At 72.2% G+C, this 22473-nt stretch carries 19 protein-coding genes; 6 read left to right on the top strand and 13 right to left on the bottom strand.

What is annotated here, in order from left to right:
• Nucleotides 1-1013: 1013 nt before the first annotated feature.
• Nucleotides 1014-2636: an MFS transporter gene (locus TR46_RS25780; RefSeq protein WP_236655501.1), complete on the top strand. Its 1623-nt coding sequence runs from the start codon at nucleotides 1014-1016 to the stop codon at nucleotides 2634-2636.
• Nucleotides 2633-3274 (top strand): HAD family hydrolase, encoded by a 642-nt coding sequence (locus TR46_RS25775; protein WP_042405472.1) that lies wholly within the window; start codon nucleotides 2633-2635, stop codon nucleotides 3272-3274. The genes TR46_RS25780 and TR46_RS25775 overlap by 4 nt, the downstream gene beginning before the upstream one ends.
• A 160-nt stretch (nucleotides 3275-3434) precedes the next feature.
• Here TR46_RS25775 and TR46_RS25770 read toward each other — a convergent pair whose 3' ends face one another.
• Both TR46_RS25770 and TR46_RS25765 read right to left on the bottom strand, forming a co-directional pair.
• Nucleotides 3435-3839, bottom strand: a complete 405-nt coding sequence (locus TR46_RS25770) for a VOC family protein (protein ID WP_042405471.1) — start codon at nucleotides 3837-3839, stop codon at nucleotides 3435-3437.
• Between the two features lie 267 nt (nucleotides 3840-4106).
• Nucleotides 4107-5681, bottom strand: coding sequence for a DUF8823 domain-containing protein (locus tag TR46_RS25765; RefSeq protein WP_174505154.1), 1575 nt, complete (start codon nucleotides 5679-5681; stop codon nucleotides 4107-4109).
• A 612-nt stretch (nucleotides 5682-6293) separates the two neighbouring features.
• On the opposite strand from TR46_RS25765, the gene TR46_RS25760 reads away from it, so the two are divergent.
• The gene (locus tag TR46_RS25760) at nucleotides 6294-7499 is read left to right on the top strand and encodes a hypothetical protein (protein WP_052433092.1); all 1206 of its coding nucleotides are present in this window, start codon (nucleotides 6294-6296) and stop codon (nucleotides 7497-7499) included.
• A 69-nt stretch (nucleotides 7500-7568) separates the two neighbouring features.
• Entirely contained in the window at nucleotides 7569-7952 is a 384-nt protein-coding gene (locus TR46_RS25755) for a VOC family protein (RefSeq protein WP_236655500.1), read from the top strand.
• 5 nt (nucleotides 7953-7957) lie between these two features.
• On the opposite strand, the gene TR46_RS25750 is transcribed toward TR46_RS25755, so the two are convergent.
• The 11 genes from TR46_RS25750 to TR46_RS25700 form a co-directional block, all read right to left on the bottom strand.
• A complete protein-coding gene (locus TR46_RS25750) occupies nucleotides 7958-8620 on the bottom strand; it encodes a hypothetical protein (RefSeq protein ID WP_042405467.1) in 663 nt (220 codons plus the stop codon).
• Nucleotides 8617-10179, bottom strand: a complete 1563-nt coding sequence (locus TR46_RS25745) for a hypothetical protein (RefSeq protein WP_042405465.1) — start codon at nucleotides 10177-10179, stop codon at nucleotides 8617-8619. The genes TR46_RS25750 and TR46_RS25745 overlap by 4 nt, the downstream gene beginning before the upstream one ends.
• Nucleotides 10176-10919: an ABC transporter ATP-binding protein gene (locus TR46_RS25740; protein ID WP_042405463.1), complete on the bottom strand. Its 744-nt coding sequence runs from the start codon at nucleotides 10917-10919 to the stop codon at nucleotides 10176-10178. The genes TR46_RS25745 and TR46_RS25740 overlap by 4 nt, the downstream gene beginning before the upstream one ends.
• Nucleotides 10916-11677 carry a hypothetical protein gene (locus TR46_RS25735; protein WP_042405461.1) on the bottom strand — a complete coding sequence of 254 codons (762 nt, stop codon included), beginning with the start codon at nucleotides 11675-11677 and terminating at the stop codon, nucleotides 10916-10918. The genes TR46_RS25740 and TR46_RS25735 overlap by 4 nt, the downstream gene beginning before the upstream one ends.
• Nucleotides 11677-12261 carry an RNA polymerase sigma factor gene (locus TR46_RS25730; RefSeq protein WP_042405456.1) on the bottom strand — a complete coding sequence of 195 codons (585 nt, stop codon included), beginning with the start codon at nucleotides 12259-12261 and terminating at the stop codon, nucleotides 11677-11679. The genes TR46_RS25735 and TR46_RS25730 overlap by 1 nt, the downstream gene beginning before the upstream one ends.
• A 217-nt stretch (nucleotides 12262-12478) precedes the next feature.
• Nucleotides 12479-13513: a zinc-dependent alcohol dehydrogenase family protein gene (locus TR46_RS25725; RefSeq protein ID WP_042405454.1), complete on the bottom strand. Its 1035-nt coding sequence runs from the start codon at nucleotides 13511-13513 to the stop codon at nucleotides 12479-12481.
• A gap of 89 nt (nucleotides 13514-13602) precedes the next feature.
• Nucleotides 13603-14220, bottom strand: coding sequence for a hypothetical protein (locus tag TR46_RS25720; RefSeq protein ID WP_042405452.1), 618 nt, complete (start codon nucleotides 14218-14220; stop codon nucleotides 13603-13605).
• 143 nt (nucleotides 14221-14363) lie between these two features.
• A complete protein-coding gene (locus TR46_RS43450) occupies nucleotides 14364-15065 on the bottom strand; it encodes a hypothetical protein (RefSeq protein ID WP_052433091.1) in 702 nt (233 codons plus the stop codon).
• A 179-nt stretch (nucleotides 15066-15244) separates the two neighbouring features.
• Entirely contained in the window at nucleotides 15245-15523 is a 279-nt protein-coding gene (locus tag TR46_RS25710; RefSeq protein WP_161790194.1) for an antitoxin, read from the bottom strand.
• Between the two features lie 145 nt (nucleotides 15524-15668).
• A complete protein-coding gene (locus tag TR46_RS25705; protein ID WP_174505155.1) occupies nucleotides 15669-17570 on the bottom strand; it encodes an ABC transporter ATP-binding protein in 1902 nt (633 codons plus the stop codon).
• A 72-nt stretch (nucleotides 17571-17642) separates the two neighbouring features.
• The gene (locus tag TR46_RS25700) at nucleotides 17643-18104 is read right to left on the bottom strand and encodes a MarR family winged helix-turn-helix transcriptional regulator (protein ID WP_174505153.1); all 462 of its coding nucleotides are present in this window, start codon (nucleotides 18102-18104) and stop codon (nucleotides 17643-17645) included.
• Between the two features lie 165 nt (nucleotides 18105-18269).
• On the opposite strand from TR46_RS25700, the gene TR46_RS25695 reads away from it, so the two are divergent.
• A complete protein-coding gene (locus TR46_RS25695) occupies nucleotides 18270-19238 on the top strand; it encodes an alpha/beta hydrolase (RefSeq protein WP_042405445.1) in 969 nt (322 codons plus the stop codon).
• 120 nt (nucleotides 19239-19358) lie between these two features.
• Nucleotides 19359-22466 carry an FAD-binding and (Fe-S)-binding domain-containing protein gene (locus tag TR46_RS25690; RefSeq protein WP_084718924.1) on the top strand — a complete coding sequence of 1036 codons (3108 nt, stop codon included), beginning with the start codon at nucleotides 19359-19361 and terminating at the stop codon, nucleotides 22464-22466.
• The last annotated feature ends 7 nt before the right edge of the window (nucleotides 22467-22473 follow it).

Below are 22473 nucleotides of genomic sequence, written 5' to 3'. Positions count from 1 at the left end.
CTCCCCCGTTCCCCCGCCGCACGGCCGTGACTGCACATGCCGGTGCGGTAGGCGATGACCACGAGTTGGGCGCGGTCCCGTAGCCGGAGTCGGTCGCCGACCCGGTCCCGGCCGGGACCGCCGGTGTCCGACCGGCGTCGGTGACCTCGCCGCCGGTGCTGAGGGCGACGTCGAGCCCGACCGGGCCGAAGCAGGCCGCCAACCCGGACAGCCGCGCCGGTCCGGGGGCCGGTTCCAGCGGCGAGTCCGGGCCGCCGGCCCGTCGCGGCAGGCCGACGGTGGTTCCGCGGTCCTAGAGGTCCCCGGCCATGGTGCGGGCCTGGTCGGGTGCGACGTCCATGAGGCCACGGCGACGGCGCCGGGGGTGCTTCCCGACCCAGAACAAGGCGGCGCAGGCGACGCCCGTGATCAGGAAGCCGGGCCCGCGTGAGGATGACGTCCGTGGACCGCGGTTTGGCGCGCGAACGGCGCTGCCACCAGGGCTGAGCAATCGTCCTCTCCGCCGCCACGTCCACGCGGCGGGTGAGTCGGCACTGCGGTCGCGTCGGCAGTGGAACCGACGACAAGCCTTGCTGGTAGCGGGCGGGCCGGGCCACGTCGTGGGGTTCGGCCGGGCCCGCGTGTGCCCGCCCGACGGTGACCACACCGCCGGGCACCGCCACCCACACGCGCCTGGGACAACACCTCCAGCCTGTTCGGATCGGCGCGGTCATCGCGCGCCCGCGGGCCGCTTCGCCACGCGAATCCGGATACCGCGCAGTGCCGCCTACCGTGATCGACGTAGCCGCCCGGATCCCGCCTGGGACGGCTGCCGACTCCGGAAGCCATGAAATCCGTCAATTGGCAAATCCATCGGAGGGCACAGAATTATTTATTCCGCAAATCCGAGAGAGGGCATGAAGTCCGTTCGACTGCAACACTCCTGACGAGAAAAAACATATCTTGACAGCGCCGTGGAGTCTGCTTATGGTCCAGTCGTCCAGGTCTCGCCGATCGATATCCGAAGGTGTTCCATGACAGCGCCTCCGCCGTTGCCGAAATCCAGGCAGCAGTTGATTCTCTCCGTTCTCATGCTGTGCTCGCTGCTGATCTGGCTGGACAATACCGTCCTGAGCACCACGCTGGAGACCCTTGCCGACCCGGTCCGTGGACTCGGGGCCGATCCAGGTCAGCTGCAATGGGCGACAGGTTCGTACACTCTGGCCTTCGCCACATTGATGTTCACCGCAGGCGCACTGGGCGATCGCTTCGGTCACCGGACTGTGTTTTCCATCGGATTGGTGGTCTTCGCCGCCTCCTCGCTGTGGGCGGCCTACGCCGGCGACGCGGGCCAGTTGATTGCAGCTCGGGCCGCGATGGGGGTGGGCAGTGCGCTGATCACCCCCGCCAACCTGGCCATCCTCATGTGGACCTTCACCGGCCCGGCACGGGCTGCCGCGATCGGCATCTTCTCGACGTCGGCCGGTGTCGGAATGGCTGCAGGACCGGTGCTGGCGGGGTTCCTGCTCGATCATTTCTGGTGGGGCTCGGTCTTTCTGATCAACGTCCCGGTCGCGGCAGCGGCGCTGGTCGGGCTCGCCGTGCTGGTTCCGAACTTCCGCAGCCCCACCCCGCGGCCACTGGACCCCGCTGGAATGCTGCTGTCCATCGCCGGGCTCGTGGCGTTGGCCTACGGACTGATCCGGGCGGGGCAGGCGGCCGAGTGGAGTCGTACCGATGTCTGGGCGCCGATCGTGGCCGGCCTGGTCCTGCTGGCCGTTTTCGTACTCGCCGAACTGCGTGTCAAGGCGCCCGGCTTCGATCCGCGGCTGCTCGCGCAACGCACGTTCGGTGGCGGCAATCTGGCTCTCGGACTGCTGCTCTTCGCGGTGGCCGCCATCACCTTCTACAACGCGTTCTATCTGCAGGGCGCGCTCGGGTTTTCACCGATGAAGGCGGGTCTGGCCAATATCCCGACCGCGTTCGGCGCGCTCGTGGGCGCGCCCCTCGGGTCACACCTGGTGCGCCGCCTGTCGCTCCGCCCCGTCGCCGTGCCGGCGCTGACCGTGGCTGCACTGACGATGGGCGGGTACGGGTTCCTCGGACTGCAGACTCCGCTCGTCCGGATCGAGATCCTGTTGTTGGTACAGGGTCTCTCGATCGGCATGGTGATCGGCCCCGTCACGGCCGCATTGATCAGCAACCTGCCGTTGGAGCGGGCCGGTGCGGGATCGGCCGTCACCAACACCGTGCGACAGACCGGCAGTGTGATCGGAATCGCGGTAGGCGGCACGATCATGTCGATCATGTACCGGCGTGCGATCGAACCTTCGCTGAAGGGTGCGCCGGGTCCGGTGCAGGACCAGGCGCGAGTCTCCGCCGAACAGGCCCGCCACGTCGCCACCGCTGTCCACCGGCCCGCTCTTGCCCGGGCTGCCGACCATGCGTTCATCCATGCCATGCACGTGGGCGCGGGCTGGATCGCGGCCGTCGCACTCCTCGGAGCAGTTGTGCTCCTGGCCACCTTGCCCGCTGTCGGAAAGAAGAAGGCTCCAGTGCCGGTTCCGGTACCGGAGCCGGACTCCGCATGGCAGGGTTCGTCGCGGAGTTCGTCCTTGAGTGATCGCCACGGCTACGGGAAAGGGTCAGGTCAGTGAAGAAGTACATACTCTTCGATCACGACGGCGTTCTGGTGGATACCGAATTCTGGTACTACAGAGCCGGAGAACGCGCCCTGGCGGAGGTCGGTCTGACCCTGGACAAGGATCGATATCTCCGGGACATGGCCAAGGGATTGGGAACCTGGGACCAGGCCAGGGCGGCGGGAATCGACGAGCGGACGATCAGCAGGCAGCGCGAGATTCGCAACGGCTACTACCAGGAGTACCTGAGAACAGAAGACATTGAGATCGAAGGCGTCGTCGAAGCCCTGGCCGAACTGTCGAAATACGTCCGCATGGCCGTCGTGACGACTGCGAAACGGGCGGATTTTGACATCATCCACGAGAAGCGACAGGTCATACGATTCATGGATTTCGTCCTCGCCCGCGAGGACTACCGGCTCGCCAAACCGCACCCGGAACCGTACCTGACCGGCTTGAAGCGCCTCGGAGCCACCAGGGAGGAGACGCTGGTCGTGGAGGATTCGTCCAGGGGGCTGAACTCGGCCCTGGCAGCCGGTATCGACTGCGCCGTTGTCCACAACGACTTCACCAAAACGCATGACTTCTCACGGGCCAGCCATCGGATCGCATCCCTGATGGAATTGAAGGACATCATCCTCCGTACAAACTGAACGAGGTCCACCGGCGCGGCGGGGGGCGCCGGTGGACCTGCCTGCCGGGTCGGTGCCCGGTCGTGTTCGACGCCGAGCTGCGGGTACAGGCCACCACCGTCCGAACGGGACGTTGGTGGCCTGTTCCTGGTCGCCCAGTTGACCACCCGCTGGGCTGCCGCTACGACCCGGCCGGCTGGACCGTCCCCGCCTGGAGGTAGGGGCGGGTGATCAGCTCGATCGCGTGCCCGGCGGGGTCCTTGAAGTACACGCCGCGGCCGCCGTGCTCGGTGTTGGTCTCACCGGCGCGGCGCATCTGCGGATCGGCCCAGTGCTCGATGCCTGCCGCCTGGAGCCGCTGGTAGGCCCGCTCGAACAGCGCGTCGTCGAGCAGGAATGCATAGTGCTGCATCTGGATCTCCACCGGCGGCTCGGCGAACTGCAGCAGCACGCCGTCCTCCAACTGGACATTGGTGAACGGGCCCCATGAGGGCGCCTCGGGAAGCTCCAGCAGCTCACGGAAGAACCGGGCCGACTCGGCGCGGTCCTTGGACGCGATGATGGTGTGGTTGAACGTGGCCGGCATGCGGAGGTCTCGCAATCGCTCGATACAGGAAACGGACGGATGAGTACGCGCTTGTCCGTCGGGGGTCCTCGTATCGAATGCGGTGGGCGCGATCGCCGCGCCCGCTGCGCCGTCAGCCCCCCACCGGGTCGCCGATCCGTGCGTGGCCCGAAGCCGTCCCAGTGATCATGTGACGGACCCTAGCAGCGGGACCGCACCCCGTGCAGGCGTTTCCTGGGACGGCCGATCACGGCTGACGAGCACACCAGACTCTGAACACACCGCGCCCTAGCGAAGGCCACCGTGCTGTGGTGCGCGGGCGGCAAGCGCCGGGGCCACCGTGCAGGGCGCCTCGCCTGCCCTGGCATAGCTCGATCCGATATGGAAGGTGCCCGCGGAGGCGACGGTCAGTCTGGTCCACAGGCCGTCCTGGGACAGGCATCCGCGCCCCCCGTCGAGCAGCGCGAGCCACGGTGACCAGATGAGCCGGACGGTCATGCTGCCGGCGGCGGTGGTGCGAAGGGTGAGTTCTGCCTCACCGGCATGCACCACCCGCGCCGGAGCGGGTACCAGGGGGACCGCGTCGGAGACCCGGAAGACCTGCCAGTGGGCATCGTGCCAGACGGGCGTCAGCCAGGGCTGGCCCCCCTCGACGATCCTGCCCTCGGCTTCGGAGCTGTAGTCCAGCCCGGTGTCGGGCAGGACCACGAAGCCGACCGCCCAGGTGTCCAGCCAGGCCCGGTAGGACGCGGGAGTCAGGGTCCCGTCGTAGAACAGCGGGTTGCGGGCGACGTCGACCTGGCGGTTCCATCCCCGGGCCAGTTCCACGGTCGGGGCCAGGCTGGACGCTTCGACGTGCGAACCCGTGCCGACCACCTCCACCCGGCCTTGGTCCGCACCGAGGCGCAGCAGTTCGCCCTCCAGGGGCTCGGCGTACTGCGTCCATCCCGCCGCCGGTACCGTGACGGCCAGGTCCAGCAGGGGTTGGACGCACTGCCAGCCCAGCGCCAGTGCGAAGGCGAGCCACAGCAGGCGGGAGCCGCGTCCACGCCGGTTCAAGGCCGCGGCCAGCAGGACCGTCGCGGCGAACATCAGCGACAGCCGCTCGACGTTGCTGCCGATGGGCGAAGGGATCGCCAGGGTGAGCACGTTGCCCAGCGAGTAGGTCCACGCCCCGATGCGGACCGCCCGCCAGGCCCGGGGCGCGAGCAGGGCGATGGGCAGCGCGGTGCCTGCCACCAGCGACACCTGGAGCCAGGGGTAGGGCTGCACACCGTAGAACGGGAACAGCAGTGTCGTGGTCGCCACGACCAGCGGGGGCCCTGCTGCCAGGGCGCATGCGAGCCGGCGCCGGCCGGTCAGGAACAGAGCGGGAGCCGCGACCAGCAGGAACAGCCCCGCGACCGGGCTGGCCAGCGTGGCCAGCACCCCGAGCAGGCCTGCGCCCGCGGCCCGGAGCAGCAGCGACCCGCGTGACTCGTAGGCGGCAAGGACCGCAGCGAGACCGAAACACAGTCCGATGCCGAACGTCGCCCGCCCGGACATGGTGTTGCCGGCCAGTGCCGCCGCGCCGCAGAGAGCGGGCAGCAGGGGGCGTCGGAGCCCTGCGCGAACCAGTAGCCGTGCGAGCAGCGCGGCGGAGAGCGTTCCGGCAAGCACGGCCGTGGTGCGCATTCCGGCCCAGGCCATGAGATAGGACGCGATCACGCTGTAGGAGACGGGGTGCATCCCGCCGTACCAGGACAGGTCGTACGCCGATCCCGGATGGACGGCGGCGAACTGCGTCCACGCGTACTGAGCGGCCATGTCGCCGCCGTTGGTGGCCAGGAAGACCGACCACGCCACCTGCAGGAGCAGGGCCAACAGCGCTGCCGCTACTACTGGGTGACGAAGCAGGGCAGAACGCCGCGGCGGCTCGGAGAGCCCCGCGCCCGAACGCGCCGAGCCCGAGGGGGCGGCCACGACGACCCGGTCGAGGACGACGGCGGTTCCCCTCGCCCCGGGCCCCGGCCTGCCGGACTCCGGTCTGCGTATCTCCGGCCTGCGCATCTCCGGCCCACTGATCTCCGGCCTCCTGCGGCCCGAACCCGATGCCACGGGCACGGACCGGCGGGGGCGTGACGTACGGATCCTCAACGGCGGACGCCGGTTGCGGCAGGAGTTTGACCGACGAGATGTACCACCATCGAAATCCGGATGCTCCTACAGATCGTCGGCCACCAGAGCGTCACCAGCGGGTGCTCTCCAGAGGGCAGTGCGAGATGCCGTGTCCAAGCCACGGATCGCAGGCTACGCCCCCCTGGACCGCCGTCCCCGTTGAGGGGTGGCAGTCATCATCGCACAATGTCTACATCGGTGTAGACGCAGGGTCCTGCGGATCGACGACCACCGCGACCAGGAACGAACGTCGGTTGGAACCCGCCGCGGTGGATGCGGCGTCCTTCCTCCAGAGGTGATCAGTCCGAGGAGGAGGTGGTGGACGTGTCGCTGCAGGGCACCTGGCATCGGTGGGCGCTCGGGCTGTGGGCACTGGTGTGGCTGCTCGCGGACATGCCGGGCGGCGGCTACTCGTGGCACTACTTCTCCCACGGCAGCGCGCTGCTGTTCGGCGGTTCCGGCGCGACCCCGGCCGGCGGCCTGCACCTCTACGCCAACTATCCGAGCCTGCAGATAGGCCCGGTCGCCTTCGTGGCCGCCCAGGTGCTGCGCTCGGTCGGGCCGGACAACGGCATGGTCGCGGGCCAGCTGGCGATGACGGCCGTCGGCCTGCTGGTGCTGCACACCCTGGAGCGGTGCGTGACGCTCGCGCGCCCGGAGCTGCTGCGGCGGCCGGCCGCGCTGCAGCGGACGATGCTCCTGGGCGGAGGAGTGTTCCTGGTCGTCTGGGAGTCGTTGTCGGTGCACTACGGCCACCTCGACGACGTGCTGGCGCTGCTCTTCGCCGTGCTCGCGGTCCGGGCGCTGCTCGCGGACGCCCCGGCGCTGGCGGGGCTGTGCCTGGGACTGGCCGTCGACTCCAAGCCCTGGGCGCTGGCCTTCCTTCCGCTGGCCCTGGCCGCGCCCCGGATCCGGCGCCGGCATGTCGCCGCCTACGCCGCCGTAACCGTCCTGCTCGCCTGGCTGCCCTTCGTGCTCGCCGACCCCGGCACGCTCACCGCCACGCAGTACGCCATCGTCAACGAGCCCTCCTCCGCCCTGCGCGCGCTCGGCGTCACCACGGCCGGGACGCCCTCCTGGGACCGGACCGCCCAGCTCGTCCTGGGCTGCGGCCTGGGTCTGCTGGCGGTGCTGCGACACCGCTGGCAGGCCGTGCTGCTGCTCGGGGTCGGTGCACGGATCGTGCTGGACCCCGGCGTCTACGACTACTACACCGCCGGGCTGCTCCTCGGCGCACTGTGCTGGGAGCTGCTCGGCCTGCGACGCCCGGTCCCCCTGTGGTCACTGACCGCCTTCGCATCGCTGCACCTGGCCCCGGCGGTCGTCGGTGACGCGGCACTGCTCGGGGACCTGCGGCTGTGGACCGTGCTGCTGCTCTCCGCCGGCGCCCTTCTCCTGCCGCAACGGTGGTGCGCACAGGACGCGCTCCCGGGGCCGGCGACCGACCCGACCGACGACCCGGCCCCGGTCGCCGGCGAGGTGCACCGGCTCCCCGACCGCTTCGGGATGATCGGCGTCCGCTGAGCCGACCGCCGGATCGGACCGCAGGATCGAGCCCGCGACAAATACGCGATCATGAGGCAGGCTGCTGGAATGAGATCTCGGACCGGCGGCATGTGGTGGGGGACGACGATCGAGGCGCCCGACCCCGGCGCCCTGGCGCGGTTCTACGCCGAACTCCTCGGCTGGCACATCGGCCACGAGGAGCCGGGAACGGCCGTCCTCGCCGCCTCCCCCCAGGGGCCGTTCTTCGTGTTCCAGCAGGCGGACGGCTACCGGGCTCCGGTGTGGCCTCCGGTCGACGGGGAACAGCGCCCGATGATGCACTTCGACTTCCAGGTCGGCGATCTGGAGTCGGCGGTCGCGGAGGCCGTCGCCCTGGGCGCGACCGTGGCGGAGTTCCAGCCGCAGAAGAGCGTCCGGGTGCTGTTCGACCCCGCCGGACACCCCTTCTGCCTGTGCTTCGACGAGGGATGACCGGCTCACGCCGCTCGATCGCCGCGGACCGAGGCGACCGCCGTTGCGGCGGCGAAGGCCAGGCCGGCGCACACCCACGCACCCAGGTCGTGCGGCGGCCGGGCCGGCCACATCCACGGCGTGTGCCAGTCCTCCAGCAGCGCGAACTCGGCCACCACGGTGTAGGTCAGCGGGCCGACCCAGGCGAGCGCGCCGCCCAGCGCCGCCGCCGTCAGCAGGCCCACCGCGGTCAGGCCGGGCACGTCCCGCAGCACCTGCGGCGCACCACCCGGCAGCCGGGCTCCCACGGCGCCCAGCACCAGGGCGCCCACCGCGGCACCGGTGAGCAGCAGTGCGGCGCCGAGGCGCAGCAGCGGCAGCCGGAAGCCGGTGGACCGCTCGCTCTCGCCGAACGGGTTCCGCGTCGCTACGGCGACCGCCGCAGCGGCCCCGCACTCGATCAGCAGCAGCAGCTGCTGCGCGGAGGCCCCGCCGCCCTGGATCCAGCGCAGGTGCAGCGCGACTCGCAGCAGGACCGCGCAGCCGACCAGCGCCGCCAGCGCGCCCGGGGCCTGGCGGCTGATCAGGTGCAGCCGGAACAGCCGTGGCCCGGTCGGCCCCGGTCGGAAGGGGCCCATGTCCCGGACGGCGTCCGGCCCCAGGTCCACCCGGGGCATCGCCCCGGTCACGGCAGCTGCTCCAATGTCAGCGCACCGGCCCGCAGTTCGGCGAAATGCGCGGTCAGCCAGGCGTGCCGTGCCGCTGCGGGCAGTGCGGCGAAGCGGGCTCCGGCGAGGTACGCCGGACTGCCGGGCTGCGGTGTGGTCGACGTGACTCCGTCGAGCTGGGCGAAGACCGCCAGGCTGTCCAGCGGCACGCCGCTTGCCGTCAGCAGTCCCGCCGAGACCGCCTGCTGTGCCTGGTCCGCGTGGCCGACCAGATGGTCGACGACGGCCGCGGCTACCGGCGGCAGCACCTGCTCGGTCACCCGCGGGACGCTGGACCACAGCTGTTGCGAGGTGCAGCAGGACGCCCGCGCGCTCCCCGGCGCACCGGGCCCGATCCACATCGCGCCGTCGTAGCCGATGTTGAGGGCCAACCGCGCCACCGGCGGATCACCGGCGACGACGGCTCCGGCGAGCACCGCGTGCTGCTCGGACAGGTCGACCTGGTCGACGCGCACCGGTGCGCCGGGCAGCCCGGCCACCTCGCGCAGCAGCGGGGCCAGTGCGGCGGTCACGGTGGGCAGATAGGCCCGGTAGACCGGATTGAGGCAGACCTGGACACCGGCGCCGCCGCACACCGGTGTGTAGGCGACGGGCCGGTCGTCGGCCGCGTCGTGCAGGGCCGGCACGACCACGCCCTTGGCCTCCACCCTGGCGGTGCCGATCAGCGCGACGCCGGTCCCCGACAGGGCGAGCCCGACGGCGACGACGGATGCGGCCAGCCGCCGCAGACCGCGTCCGCCGCACACCGCCTGCACCCCGAGCATCCCGACCGCGGCAACGGTGAGGCCGCCGAGGAACAGCAGTTGGGTGATGGACAGGTCGGGCAGGTAGGGGTAGAAGACCCCGGCGTCGGCCCTGGGCGGGGACAGTGAGTAGGCGGGCGAGACCATCGGCGAGAGCAGCACGTACCGGCCGCCGCTGCGCAGCGTCTGGCGCAGCACCAGGGCGGTCACGATCGCGGCCAGCGGTGCGGTGAACCGGCTGGGGACCAGCACCCCGATGGCGAAGCCCACGGCGCTGCACGCCGCCAGCGCCATCGCCCCCACGGGCAGCGGCCACCACGGCGGACTGCCCGCGGCCCCCTGCCAGGCGATCACCGCGTACAAGAAGCCCACGCAGGCCAGATAGGTCCCCACGGCCCAGCCGGTGGACGCGGCCCAGGCGGCCGTCCGGCCCGCCCAGCGCGGCAGCGGCGTGCTGTCCACCTGCTCCCCGATGCCGCGCCGACGGTCGCGGCCGCCGATCCAGGCGGCCGCGCCCACCACGAAGGGGGCGAAGTCGTCCACGGCCATGCCCTGACGCAGGATCAGGGTCCGTGAGCCCCACAGCGCCGGGAGGGCCATGCTGCTGCGGTAGGTGTCGAGCCAGAACGCCAGCAGGGCCAGCGGCACCATCCACATCATCGTGCTGCGGCGCAGCTCCAGCCGCAGCAGCCGACCCGCGGACAGTCTGAGCACGGTCGGAATCCTCGGGCCGCGCGGCCCCTCGGCGCTGCGCGCCGGCAGTGTGACGGCGCTCATGCCCGCGCCTCCGCGAGGATCGCGCTGTAGCCGCGCTCCAGCGGGGCGTCGCCGACCCCGTGGCCGACCCCCCGGGCGGTCAGCTCGTCGGGAGTGCCCTGGAAGGCGATCCGGCCCTGGTGCATCAGCGCGACCTGCGAGCAGGCGGCGCCGACGTCCTCGACCAGGTGGGTGCTGACCACGACGGTGGCGCGCTGCCCCAACTCCCGGATCAGGGAGCGGAACTCGACCCGCTGCTCGGGATCGAGCCCGGCTGTGGGCTCGTCGAAGAGCAGCAGTTCCGGCTCGTTGACGATCGCCTGGGCGATTCCGGCCCGGCGCAGCATCCCCCCGGACAGGGTGCGCAGCTTCGCCTTGGCCTTGTCGCCCAGGCCGACCCGCTCGACAGCGGCGGCCACAGCCCCGGGCACCCGTCCCGGCGGCATCTCCCGGAGCAGCGCGAAGTACTCGACGAACTCCACCACGGTGAATCCCGGGTAGTAGCCCAGGTTCTGCGGCAGATAGCCGAGCCTGCGCCGGATCTCCCGGCGCGGTGCGTGCCCGGACGGGTCGCGGTCCAGCAGCAGCATGGTGCCGGAGCTCGGCGGGATGACCGTGGCCAGCATCCGCAGCAGCGAGGTCTTGCCCGCGCCGTTGGGACCGAGCAGGCCGAACACGCCGGGGCCGGTGCTCAGGTCCACGCCGTCCACCGCCCGGGTGCGGCCGAACCGCCTGGTCAGTTCGATGGTCTCGATGTTCACTGGTTCCCCTTCATGGTCCTGGTGGTCCTGGTGGTGCTGGTGCTGTGCAGTACGACGGCGAGGCAGCAGGCGACGACCGCCAGATAGGGCAGCACCAGGCCGGAGCCGGTGACGGCGGCGGCCGGCCGGCCGGTGGCGGACTGGCCGGTGACCACCGCGATGGTCCAGGCGGCCAACGCCGCACCCACCCCGGTGTTGGCCGACTCGGCGACCGTGGCCACGGCCAGGGCCAGCGCCGAGACGGCGGCCATCGGCACCAGCCAGCCGAAGGCGATGCCCGCCGCGGTGGGCGACACCGCCGAAGCGGTCAGAGCCAGCAGCGCGTTGACCGCGAACACCGCGAGGACCCGGGCCAGCAGCACCATACGGTCGCTGACCGCCATGGAGCGTGACAGCTCCCAGGCCGGATCGAGTCCGGGCCCGTAGGAGTAGGCGACCGCTGCTCCGGCCAACCCGGGGGCGGCCAGTGCCACCACCGGCTGGCCGGTTCCGGCGGTGGCCACGACTCCGGCGAGCAGCACCACGACCGTGGCCAGCAGCCAGGGCAGCAACAGCGACGGCGTGGTGAACAGCGCCCGGGCCAGCCCCGGCGAGCGCAGCAACCGGGAGCCCAGGCGCTCGACGGGTCCGGGCTCGCGCCGCCACACCTCGGTGGCGACCCCCAGCCACACCCGGTCCAGGTCGACACCGTCCAGGTCCGCTCCCGCCGGGCCCGCACCCGTCGGGTCCGGCCCGTCCGCGTCTCGCGGCGTCCGCATCACAGCCCCTCCTCCTGCGCCGCCCGCCCCACCAGCGCCGTCCGCATCAACCGCCGCACCCGGTGCGCCCGGCTCTTGACCGTGCCCTGGGGCACTCCCATCACCTGCGCCACCTGCGCGACCGGCTGATCCTCCACATACAGCAGCCGCCAGACCTCGCGCTCGGTGCTGCCCTCCGGACCGAGCACCGCCAGCGCGGCGGCCAGATCGCTCCGCGCCATCACGGCCTCCACCGGGTCCCGCGCGGCCGCCCGTCCCGCCGAGACCAGAGCGTCGTCGAAGGCGGCGTCGTCCAGAACGCCGGTGTCGACCGGTCGGGCGTCCTGACCGTGACGGCGCAGCCACCCGGCGGCCTGCCGGCGGGCTATCACCCACAGCCAGCCACCCGCCGATCCCTGCGGGCGGTAGCCCCCCGCACTGCGCCAAACCGCCAGGAACGTCTCCTGCAGCACGTCCTCGACATCCTGGGCCGGCAGCGCCGCGCGCAGCCGCACCGCGATCCACGGCGCATGCCGTCCGAACAGCTCGCGGAGCGCACTCTCGTCGCCGCCGGCCAGGCGGGCGATCAGCTCGTCGTCGTCCATCACTCCCTCTATTGCCGCGCACCGGCCATCGGTTCATCAAGCCGCGGAACCCGCCGGACACCTCCGGCACCGCGGGCTTCGACCGGTTGCTCCTGACGGGGAATCAGGGGGAAGTCAGGGGCGTCCCCGAGCCGCACGGCACCGTTCACCTCGCCGCCCTCGGCCGGCAGCTCGCCGCGGGCACCGTCCGTCGGGCTGAGCCGGAGGGCCGCAGGCGTCACTGACCGATCGTCAGGACCGCCACCCCGGTGACCCGGTCCGCGGCCAGATCGGCCAGCGCCTGGTCGGCCCGGTCCATGGGGTAGCGGTTCACCTGCACCCGGAGCGGCAGCCCGGCCACCTCGGCGAGGTAGTCGCGGCCGTCCGCCCGGGTGTTGGCGGTCACGCTGCGCAGGGTCCGCTCCTGGAACAGCTCGCGGTCGTAGTCCAGCGCCGGGATGTCGCTGAGGTGGATCCCGGCCACCGCCAGCGTCCCACCGCGGTCCAGGGCTGCCAGCGCCACCGGCACCAGGTCTCCCACCGGCGCGAACAGGATCGCCGCGTCCAGCGGTTCCGGCGGGGCGGCGTCGGCGGGACCGGCCGAGACAGCGCCCAGGTCGAGGGCCAGCCGCTGGGCCTCGGCCGAGCGGGTCAGCACGTGCACGGTGGCCCCCCGGGCCAGCGCCAGCTGCGCGGTCAGGTGGGCCGAGGCGCCGAACCCGTAGACCCCCAGCCGACCGCCCTGCGGCAGCTCCGCGCGCTGCAGGGCCCGGTAGCCGATGATCCCGGCGCACAGCAGCGGCGCGGCCTCCTCGTCCGGCCGGTCCCCGGGCAGCGGATAGGCGTAGCGGGCGTCCACCAGCAGATGACCGGCGTAGCCGCCGTCCAGGTCCCAGCCCAGGTAGCGCGAGTCCGGGCACAGGTTCTCCCGGTCCGCACGGCAGTACCGGCAGGTGCCGCAGGTGCACGCCAGCCAGGCCGCGCCGACCCGGTCCCCGATCGCGAACCCGCGCACCGAGGAGCCCGCCGCCAGCACCCGGCCGACCACCTCGTGCCCCGGTACCCGCTGCGGCGCCCTGGGGGGCAGATCGCCTTCGGCGAGGTGCAGATCCGTTCGGCACACCCCGCAGACCGACACCTGCACCAGCAGGTCCTGCGGCCCCGGTTCGGGGATCTCGCGGCGGATCCGCCGCAGCGGGGCCGACCCGATCGGACCCGGCGTGCCGACCGCCCACGCCGACGTCTCCAGGGCGGTCCTCCGGCCGATGTCCATCGTCTGCCTCCTCCGTCAGCGGTCGCCGCACCGGTCGGGCCCGCCGGGGACGAGCGACAGCGGAACTCCGGTCCCGGGCGGCCCTCCTCCTACAGCGTTCCGCCGTTCAGACGCACGCGCACCAGGGCGGCGGTCAGTCGTGCGAGGTCCGGGGACTCCGTGCGGCGGGCCAGACCCGCGGCCGTGTGCGGCAGCCCCAGAGCGGCCGCCTGCTCCAGCGCGGCCCCGTCGGCGTACGGTCGCAGCTCGGGCCAGACGGTCTGGGCCTCGCGGCAGAAGATGTCCGCTCCGACGGGTCCGATCCGCGGATGCTCCTGGAGCAGGGACCGGATCCGGTCCACATCGCCGTCGGCTTCCTCCCGCAGCTTGCGCAGGTCGCCGTGCCAGCGATCCAGCAGCTGCCGTGCTCCGTCGCCCAGAGCGGTGGCGGTGCTCTCGTCGTAGCGCTTGTAGTGGGCCCGGCCCAGTGCGTCGACGACCCGCTGCCACGGGGCGTCGGCCATCGCCCTCACGGTCCGCAGACCGTCGTGCGACAGCTCCCGGGCCGCGGCGACGGCGATGCCGGCCGAGATCCGGGTCGCACTCAGCAGGGAGAGCACCAGCAGCCGGTAGAGCGGCGAGGGCTGGTCCCGCAGAACGATGCCGGCCTCCTCCGCGAAGGTCCGGCCGTGCAGGTCAAGCAGCCGGTCCGTCAGGTCCTCAGCCATGTTCGCGCCTCCTTGCCGCGCTCGTCACCGACCCCCTTGTGCCTTCTACCCGCGGATGCAGGCCGCTGACCGGTGCCGCGCCGCCGTGCCGGGGTCCCGGGTCAGCGGCGTGCGGTGACCCCGGCGGGTTGCAGGTGTTCCGTTCAGCAGAACCGGTCGGGGAACGCGTCGATGATGCCGTCGGAGAGCATGTCGGCCATGCCGAGGATCTGGCGGTGGATCGCGTCGAAGTCGGCGATGTCCTGTGCGTAGTGACCGTGGAGGCGGTCGACGGCCTCCTTGAGGGTGAGGTCCAGGTGGCGCTTCATCATGGCGCGCAGGTCCGCGTCGGACCACTGGCCCGGGTTGAGGCCGTGCAGGAAGTCGGCGATCTGGTCGGCGTTGGCGTACCACGCCTTCTCGGCCGCGGTGAGCTTGGCGGTGTCGCCGGCCTTGGCGGCGACCAGGATGTCCACAGCGGTGAGGATGTGCACCCGCAGCAGGGCGGTGAGGTGCTCCCCGGCCTGGTTCCCGAAGAAGGGCTTGAACGCGTCGCCCAGGTCCGTCTGGTTGCGCAGCAGGCGGGCCTCGGTCGGCTGCAGGTCGGGCAGATTCCCGGCGAAGCTGACGATCGAGAGGCGGGTGTAGGTGATGTGGTCGTCCCACAGCTCACGCATCTGGTCGTGGAATCGCTGCGCACTCACGGGCGGCGCCGCGTCACGGGTCTGGGCGGCGAAACTGGGCTGCACGCCTCCCCCGAGAGCGGTCAGCGACAGCGCCAGGGCCGCCACGACGGTGCCACGCGCCAGCAGGCCCGCACGGGACGGCCGCGCCGCGGGGCGGCACTGCGGTTGAAGATCAAACATTCGCACAAACCTCCGATTGGTGACAGAGAGCAGTGCGATGGTCACACGGCGCATCGACGAGACGCCGGGACACGCCGGGCCCGCGGCTCCGAACGGCCCGGTTGGCCCGACGTGGCCCCGACGTGACGACGCGTCAGCGGTCGGGCCGGTCGGGCGCGGCCACTGACTCCAGACGGGCCCTACGAGTGGTTGGCCTCCTGGTCGTCGTTCTCGGCGTCCTCCTGGACCTGCTCCTGGCGCTGGCCGCCGTCGGGCTGCGGGCCCTCCGCACCGGCCTGCCGGCCGCTCTGCGGATCGGCGCCCAGGAGGCGCTCCGCCGCTCCGCCGCCTTCGCCGATCTGCTGGTCGTAGCGGTGGCCGGTGTGCTCCTCCGCGAACTTCTCGCCGCCTTCCACGCCCTGGTCGACCTTGTCCGGGTTGTCCTTGGCGTACTGCTCCGCCCTTCTGCGCGTACTCACCCAGTCCACTCATGGCAGACCTCGCTTCCTGAGTCGGTATGCGGTGACTTGTGTTCGTCGGCGCGCTTCGCCTACCCCGACTGGAGGCCTTACCCCTGTTTCGTCCGGAATCCGACGGACTGCCGCTGCGGAGCCGGTCGGGCGCCTAGGCCACCGCCTCGGCGCCCTCGGCGTTCCGGGTCGCCGGGTGGCCCGGCCTGCTGAACTGGGTGCGGTAGAGCTCGGCGTAGCGCCCGGCTTCGGCGAGCAGTTCGTCGTGGGTGCCGCGTTCCACGATGTGCCCGTCCTCGACGACGAGGATCTGGTCGGCGGCGTGGATGGTGGAGAGCCGGTGGGCGATGATCACGGCGGTGCGGCCCTCCAGTGCCTCCGCGAGGGCTTCCTGGACCGCGGCCTCGGAGGTGCTGTCCAGATGGGCGGTGGCCTCGTCGAGGATGACCACGCGCTGGCCGGCCAGGAGGAGCCGGGCGATGGTCATCCGCTGGCGCTCGCCGCCGGAGAGCCGGTAGCCGCGCTCACCCACCACGGTGTCCAGCCCGTCCGGCAGCGAGCGCACCAGGTCTTCGAGCCTGGCCCGTCCCAGCACGTCCCACAGCTCGTCCTCGGTGGCCCCGGGCCGCGCCAGCAGCAGATTGGCGCGGACCGAGTCGTGGAAGAGGTGCCCGTCCTGGGTGACCATGCCGAGCGCCCCGGTCAGCGACGCGTGCGTCGCGTCGCGCACGTCGAGGCCGCCGATCCGGACCGTGCCCTCGTCGGTGTCGTACAGCCGCGGCAGCAGCTGGGCGATGGTCGACTTGCCCGCCCCGGACGAGCCGACGAGGGCGATGGTCTGGCCCGGTTCGGCGCGGAAGGAGATCCCGTGCAGGACTTCCGCGCCGCCGCGGGTGTCGAGCGTCGCGACCTCTTCGAGGGAGGCGAGGGAGACCTTCTCAGCGGACGGGTAGCCGAAGCGGACGTTCTCGAACTCCACCGACAGGGGCCCGCCGGGGACCTGCCGGGCGTCCGGCTTCTCCGCGATCAGCGGCTCCAGATCGAGGACTTCGAAGACCCGCTCGAAGGAGACCAGGGCGCTCATGACGTCCACACGGGCACCGGCGAGCGAGGTCAGCGGCGCGTACAGCCGGGTCAGCAGCAGGGCCAGCGAGACGACGGCGCCGGCTTGCAGGCTGCCGTGCAGCGCGAACCAGCCGCCGAGGCCGTAGACCAGGGCCAGCGCGAGCGCCGAGACCAGGGTGAGCGCGGTGATGAACGCCGACTGGGCCATGGCCGTCCGGACGCCGATGTCGCGCACCCGGCGCGCCCGCGCCGCGAACTCGACCGACTCGTCGTCGGGCCGCCCGAACAGCTTCACAAGGGTCGCCCCGGGTGCGGAGAAGCGCTCGGTCATCCGGGTGCCCATCGCGGCGTTGAGGTTCGCGGCCTCGCGCTGGAGTCCGGCCATCCGGGTGCCGGTGCGGCGGGCCGGGATGACGAACAGCGGCAGCAGGACCAGCGCGAGCAGCGTGATCTGCCAGGACAGCGTGAGCATGACCGCGAGCGTCAGCAGCAGCGTCACCAGGTTGCCCACCACCCCGGAGAGCGTGTTGCTGAACGCCCGCTGCGCGCCGATCACATCGTTGTTGAGGCGGCTGACGAGCGCGCCGGTGCGGGTGCGGGTGAAGAACGCGACGGGCATCCGCTGGACATGGTCGAAGACCGCGGTCCGCAGATCGAGGATCAGTCCTTCGCCGAGGGTCGCGGACAGCCAGCGGTTCAGCATGCCGAGAGCGGCCTCGCCGAGGGCGATGAGCGCGATCAGCAGCGCCAGCCGCACCACGGTGCCCGAGTCCTTCCCGGACACGATGGCGTCCACCACACGCCCCGCGAGCACCGGCGTGGCCACCGCGAGCAGCGCACCCGCCACGCTGAGCAGCACGAACTGAACGATACGGCGGCGGTGCGGGCGCGCGAAGGCGCCGATGCGGCGCAGCGTCGCGCGGGCGAACGGGCGGCTCTCGCGCTGCGCGTTCATGACGCTGTGCAGCTGCATCCAGGCTGTGGTCTCCATGCTCATAGGCGAACAGTAGAACCTCCCGGCAGCCCCCCGCGGGCCGCGCGGCCCGCCGCGGCGGTCCCGGCCCTAGTCGGAGGCGGTGACGTTGGCCGTCAGCAGTCGCAGGAGTTGGCGTGCCTGGTCGAACTGGGACGTCGTCAGGCCCATCGCGTCGCCGATGTCGCCCGGGACCGACCGGGCCCGCTCGCGCAGGTCGCGGCCCTGCTCGGTGAGGGTGACCAGGACCGTGCGCTCGTCCTCGGGGCGGCGCTCGCGGCGGACCAGGCCGGCCGTCTCCAGGCGCTTGATCAGTGGCGTCAGGGTGCCGTAGTCGAGTTGCAGCGCGCCGCCGATGTCCTTGATCGGGACGGTGCCGTGCTCCCACAGCACCAGCAGCACCAGGTACTGCGGGTAGGTCAGGCCGAGGGCTTCGAGCAGGGGCCGGTAGCGGTTGGTCACCGCACGGGAGGCCGCGTACAGCGCGAAGCACAACTGGTCGTCCAGCAGCAGGGAGAAGCCCTGCCCGTCGGCGGTCCCGGTACTGCCCATGCCCTGTCGCCCCCTCGTGTCGAGCGCGTGGTCCTGGCCGTCCAGTCTAATCTTCCTATGGCGAAAGCTCAACGCCCACGATTACCTTGCGAGCAATGTAATCGTGCCATAGTCTTCTGCCGCGGGCAGCCTGCCCGCACAGTGTCAGAGGCAAGGAGTCCCCCCATGTCCGACTACACGCCGACCGCCCCGGTGCTGGAGCAGGCCGCCGCCGAGTTCGCCCGGGCCACCGCCAACCCGCCCTACCTGTTCGACCTCGGACCGGCAGAGGGCCGCAAGGCCGTCGACGAGGTCCAGTCCGGCGACATCGCCGAGCCCCGGGTCGACGAGGAGTGGGTCACTGTCGCCGGCGGCCCGACCGGCTCGGTCCGCGCCCGGATCGTCAAGCCGGCCGGCGCCACCGGCACCCTCCCCGTGATCGTCTACATCCACGGCGCCGGCTGGGTCTTCGGCAACGCGCACACCCATGACCGCCTGGTGCGGGAGCTGGCGGTGGGCGCCGGGGCCGCCGTGGTGTTCCCCGAGTACGACCTCTCCCCCGAGGCCCGCTACCCCGTCGCCATCGAACAGAACTACGCCGTCGCCCAGTGGATCGTCCGCGAGGGCGCCGCCAAGGGCCTGGACGACACCCGCATCGCCGTGGCCGGCGACAGCGTCGGCGGCAACATGACCGCCGCCCTGACCCTCATGGCCAAGCAGCGCGGCGACGTGCCCCTGGTCCAGCAGGTGATGTTCTACCCCGTCACCGACGCCGCCTTCGACACCGGCTCCTACCACCAGTTCGCGGAGGGCTACTTCCTGCGCCGGGACGCCATGCAGTGGTTCTGGGACCAGTACACCACCGACCCCGACCAGCGGGCCGAGATCACCGCCAGCCCGCTGCGCGCCACCACCGAGCAGCTCACCGGCCTGCCTCCGGCCCTGGTCATCACCGGCGAGGCGGACGTCCTGCGCGACGAGGGCGAGGCCTACGCCAACAAGCTCCGCGCCGCCGGCGTCCCCGTCACCTCCACCCGCTACCAGGGCATCATCCACGACTTCGTCATGCTCAACGCCCTGCGCGGCACCCACGCCGCCGAAGCCGCCATCACCCAGGCCGTCACCGTCCTCCGCCGCGCATTCGCCACCGCGTAGCCGCCCGCCTGCCGCCCGGCCCTCGATGGGGCCGGGCGGCAGACGAGGCCCCGGACCTGGCATGGGAGCCGCTGCGGCGGGCAGGCGTCCTGCATCCAGTGAGCCGAGGAAGGGGCGCGTATGACCAGGACACCCGGATCCCAGCCCGGTGCGGCCGACCCGGCGGGGCCGGTGGACGTCGCAGGACTGGACGTCGCAGGACTGGAGCAGGCGCTGCGCGCGGAGGTCGACGGCGAGGTGCGTTTCGACCCCGGGAGCCGGGGCGCCTACGCCACGGACGGCTCGAACTACCGGCAGGTCCCGATCGCGGTGGTCGTCCCGGAGTCGGTCGACGCCGGGGCCGCCGCGGTGGCGGTCTGCGCCCGGTTCGGTGCCCCGGTGCTCTCCCGCGGGGGCGGCACCAGCCTGGGCGGGCAGTGCACCAACACCGCGGTGGTCATCGACTGGACCAAGCACTGCGACAGGCTGCTCGAGGTCGATCCCGAGGCCCGCACCTGCGTGGTCGAGCCCGGCATCGTGCTGGACGAGCTGAACCGGCAGTTGGCGCCGCACCGGCTGATGTTCGGACCCAAGCCGGCCACGCACAGCCACTGCACGCTCGGCGGGATGATCGGCAACAACTCCTGCGGCGCCTCCGCCCAGGCGTACGGCAAGACCGTGGACAACGTGCGCCGGCTGGAGGTCCTCGGCTACGACGGCCTCCGCTGCTGGGTCGGCCCGACACCGCCCGAGGAGTACCAGGCCATCGCCAAGGAAGGAGGCCGCCGCGCCGAGCTCTACCAGGGCATGCGGGCGCTGGCCGACCACTACCTGGCCGACATCCGCCAGGGCTTCCCGAAGATCCCGCGCCGCGTGTCCGGCTACAACCTGGACTCGCTGCTGCCGGAGAACGGCTTCAACGTGGCCCGCGCGCTCGTCGGCAGCGAGAGCACCCTGGTCACCTTCCTGCACGCGGAACTTGACCTGGTGCCGGTGCCGCCCGCCCAGGCCATCCTGGTCCTCGGCTACCCGGACATCGCCGCCGCGGCGGACGACGTCCCCGAGGTCCTGAAGCACTGCCGGCCCAGCCAGCTCGAAGCCCTCGACGACCGCATGGTCCAGCTGATGCGCGAGGAGCACACCCACACCGAGTCGCTGGAGTCCTTCCCCGAGGGCGGCAGCTGGCTGTTCGTCCAGTTCGCAGGCGACAGCCAGCAGGACGTCGACCGGCAGGCCCACGAACTGCTGGCCGGCCTGGGGCGCGCCGAGGACGACCCCGGCGTCGCGTTCTCCGACGACCCCGAGCGCGAGCAGCGGATGCTCAAGGCCCGCGAGGCCGGGCTCGGTGTGACCGCCAGGCCTCCGGACGGCCGGGAGACCTGGGAGGGCTGGGAGGACTCGGCGGTCCCGCCGGAGCGCCTCGGGGACTACCTGCGGGACCTCAAACGGCTGTTCGCCGAGTTCGACTACGACCATCCGACGCTCTACGGCCACTTCGGCCAGGGCTGCGTGCACACCCGCATCCCCTTCGAGCTGCGTACCGCGGACGGCGTCGCCGCGTTCCGGGCCTTCGTCGAACGCGCGGCCGACCTCGTCGCCTCCTACGGCGGCTCGCTGTCCGGTGAGCACGGTGACGGGCAGGCCCGCGGCGAGCTGCTGGCCAGGATGTTCGGCGACCGCCTGGTGGGCGCGTTCGGCGAGTTGAAGGCGCTGTTCGACCCCGGGAACCGGATGAACCCCGGCAAGATCGTCGCGCCGAACCCGGTGGACGGGCAGTTGCGCCTCGGCCCGCACTGGCGCCCCCGGGACGACGGCGACGCCCGCTTCAGCTACCCCCACGACGACCACTCCTTCAACCAGGCCGTGCTGCGCTGCGTGGGCATCGGCAACTGCCGCGGCCACGAAGGCGGCGTGATGTGCCCGTCCTACCGGGCCACCGGCGAGGAGGAGCACTCCACCCGCGGCCGCGCCCGGCTGCTCTTCGAGATGATCGGCGGGCACCCCGACTCCCCGATCACCGACGGCTGGCGCTCCGAGGCGGTCCGCGACGCCCTGGACCTGTGCCTGGCCTGCAAGGGCTGCAAGTCCGACTGCCCCACCGGCGTCGACATGGCCACCTACAAGGCGGAGTTCCTCTCGCACCACTACCAGGGCCGGATCCGCCCGGCGGCGCACTACGCGCTGGGCTGGCTGCCGCTGTGGGCGCGCGCGTCCCGCGTCGCCCCGGGGCTGGTCAACGCCGTACTGCGGGCGCCCGGGATCTCCGCGGCGGGCAAACGGCTGGCCGGGGTGGCCGTCGAGCGCGAGGCGCCGCTGTTCGCCGAGGAGTCCTTCGTCCAGTGGTGGCGCGCCCGCGGCACCCCGGAGCCGGAGCCGGGCGACCCGCGTGCGGTGGTGCTGTGGCCGGACACCTTCAGTACCTACTTCCACCCCTCCGTCGCCCGCTCCGCGGTGCGGGTGCTGGAGGACGCGGGTTTCCACGTGGCAGTGCCCGCCGAAGCCGTCTGCTGCGGACTGACCTGGATCTCCACCGGTCAACTGGGAATGGCCGAACGGGTGTTGCGCCGCACCGTGCAGGTACTGCGCCCCTGGACCGAGGCCGGGACGCCCGTGGTCGGACTGGAACCGTCCTGCACCGCGGTCTTCCGCGCCGACGCGCCCGAACTGATGCCGGACGACGAGGACGTCAAACGGCTCGCCGGGCAGTTCCTCACCTTCGCGGAACTGCTGCTCCAGCGGGCGCCCGAGGACTGGCGGCCGCCGGTGCTCACCCGGGCCGCCACCGTCCAGACCCACTGCCACCAGCACGCCGTGACCAAGTTCGACGCCGACCGCGAGTTGCTGCGCCGGGCCGGCGTCGACGCGGACGTGCTGGACGAGGGCTGCTGCGGACTGGCCGGGAACTTCGGCTTCGAGGCGGGACACCACGAGTTGTCGATGCAGATCGGCGAGCTGGGCGTGCTGCCCGCGGTCCGGGGGACCGCCCCGGACGCGCTGGTGCTGGCCGACGGCTTCAGCTGCCGCACCCAGATCGAACAGGGCGGCACCGGCCGCAGCGCACTCCACCTCGCCGAAGCGCTGGCCCTCGCCCTCGACGGCCCCGCGCCGGCCGACCACCCGGAGAAGGCCGTGTCCCGTCCGACGGCTCCGTCACCGCAGGCGGCCCGCCTGCTCACCGGCGCCGCCGCCGTGTCCACCGCGGGGGCGGCAGCGGCCGCCTACACTCTCGTGCGCCGGCTGCGGCGGTGAACGGCGC

The sequence above is a fragment of the Streptacidiphilus carbonis genome, assembly GCF_000787775.1.
Taxonomy (GTDB): Bacteria; Actinomycetota; Actinomycetes; order Streptomycetales; family Streptomycetaceae; genus Streptacidiphilus; species Streptacidiphilus carbonis.
The sequence above is the reverse complement of the archived record's forward strand: the minus strand, read 5'-3'. Positions and strand labels throughout refer to the sequence as shown.

What these genes read in the sequence shown, in the direction of transcription:
- TR46_RS25780 (WP_236655501.1), top strand. Translation starts at nt 1,014, where the DNA reads ATGACAGCGCCTCCGCCGTTGCCGAAATCCAGGCAGCAGTTGATTCTC.
- TR46_RS25770 (WP_042405471.1), bottom strand. Translation starts at nt 3,839, where the DNA reads ATGCCGGCCACGTTCAACCACACCATCATCGCGTCCAAGGACCGCGCC.
- TR46_RS25755 (WP_236655500.1), top strand. Translation starts at nt 7,569, where the DNA reads ATGAGATCTCGGACCGGCGGCATGTGGTGGGGGACGACGATCGAGGCG.
- TR46_RS25745 (WP_042405465.1), bottom strand. Translation starts at nt 10,179, where the DNA reads ATGAGCGCCGTCACACTGCCGGCGCGCAGCGCCGAGGGGCCGCGCGGC.
- TR46_RS25735 (WP_042405461.1), bottom strand. Translation starts at nt 11,677, where the DNA reads ATGCGGACGCCGCGAGACGCGGACGGGCCGGACCCGACGGGTGCGGGC.
- TR46_RS25730 (WP_042405456.1), bottom strand. Translation starts at nt 12,261, where the DNA reads ATGGACGACGACGAGCTGATCGCCCGCCTGGCCGGCGGCGACGAGAGT.
- TR46_RS25725 (WP_042405454.1), bottom strand. Translation starts at nt 13,513, where the DNA reads ATGGACATCGGCCGGAGGACCGCCCTGGAGACGTCGGCGTGGGCGGTC.
- TR46_RS25720 (WP_042405452.1), bottom strand. Translation starts at nt 14,220, where the DNA reads ATGGCTGAGGACCTGACGGACCGGCTGCTTGACCTGCACGGCCGGACC.
- TR46_RS43450 (WP_052433091.1), bottom strand. Translation starts at nt 15,065, where the DNA reads ATGTTTGATCTTCAACCGCAGTGCCGCCCCGCGGCGCGGCCGTCCCGT.
- TR46_RS25705 (WP_174505155.1), bottom strand. Translation starts at nt 17,570, where the DNA reads ATGGAGACCACAGCCTGGATGCAGCTGCACAGCGTCATGAACGCGCAG.
- TR46_RS25700 (WP_174505153.1), bottom strand. Translation starts at nt 18,104, where the DNA reads ATGGGCAGTACCGGGACCGCCGACGGGCAGGGCTTCTCCCTGCTGCTG.
- TR46_RS25695 (WP_042405445.1), top strand. Translation starts at nt 18,270, where the DNA reads ATGTCCGACTACACGCCGACCGCCCCGGTGCTGGAGCAGGCCGCCGCC.
- TR46_RS25690 (WP_084718924.1), top strand. Translation starts at nt 19,359, where the DNA reads ATGACCAGGACACCCGGATCCCAGCCCGGTGCGGCCGACCCGGCGGGG.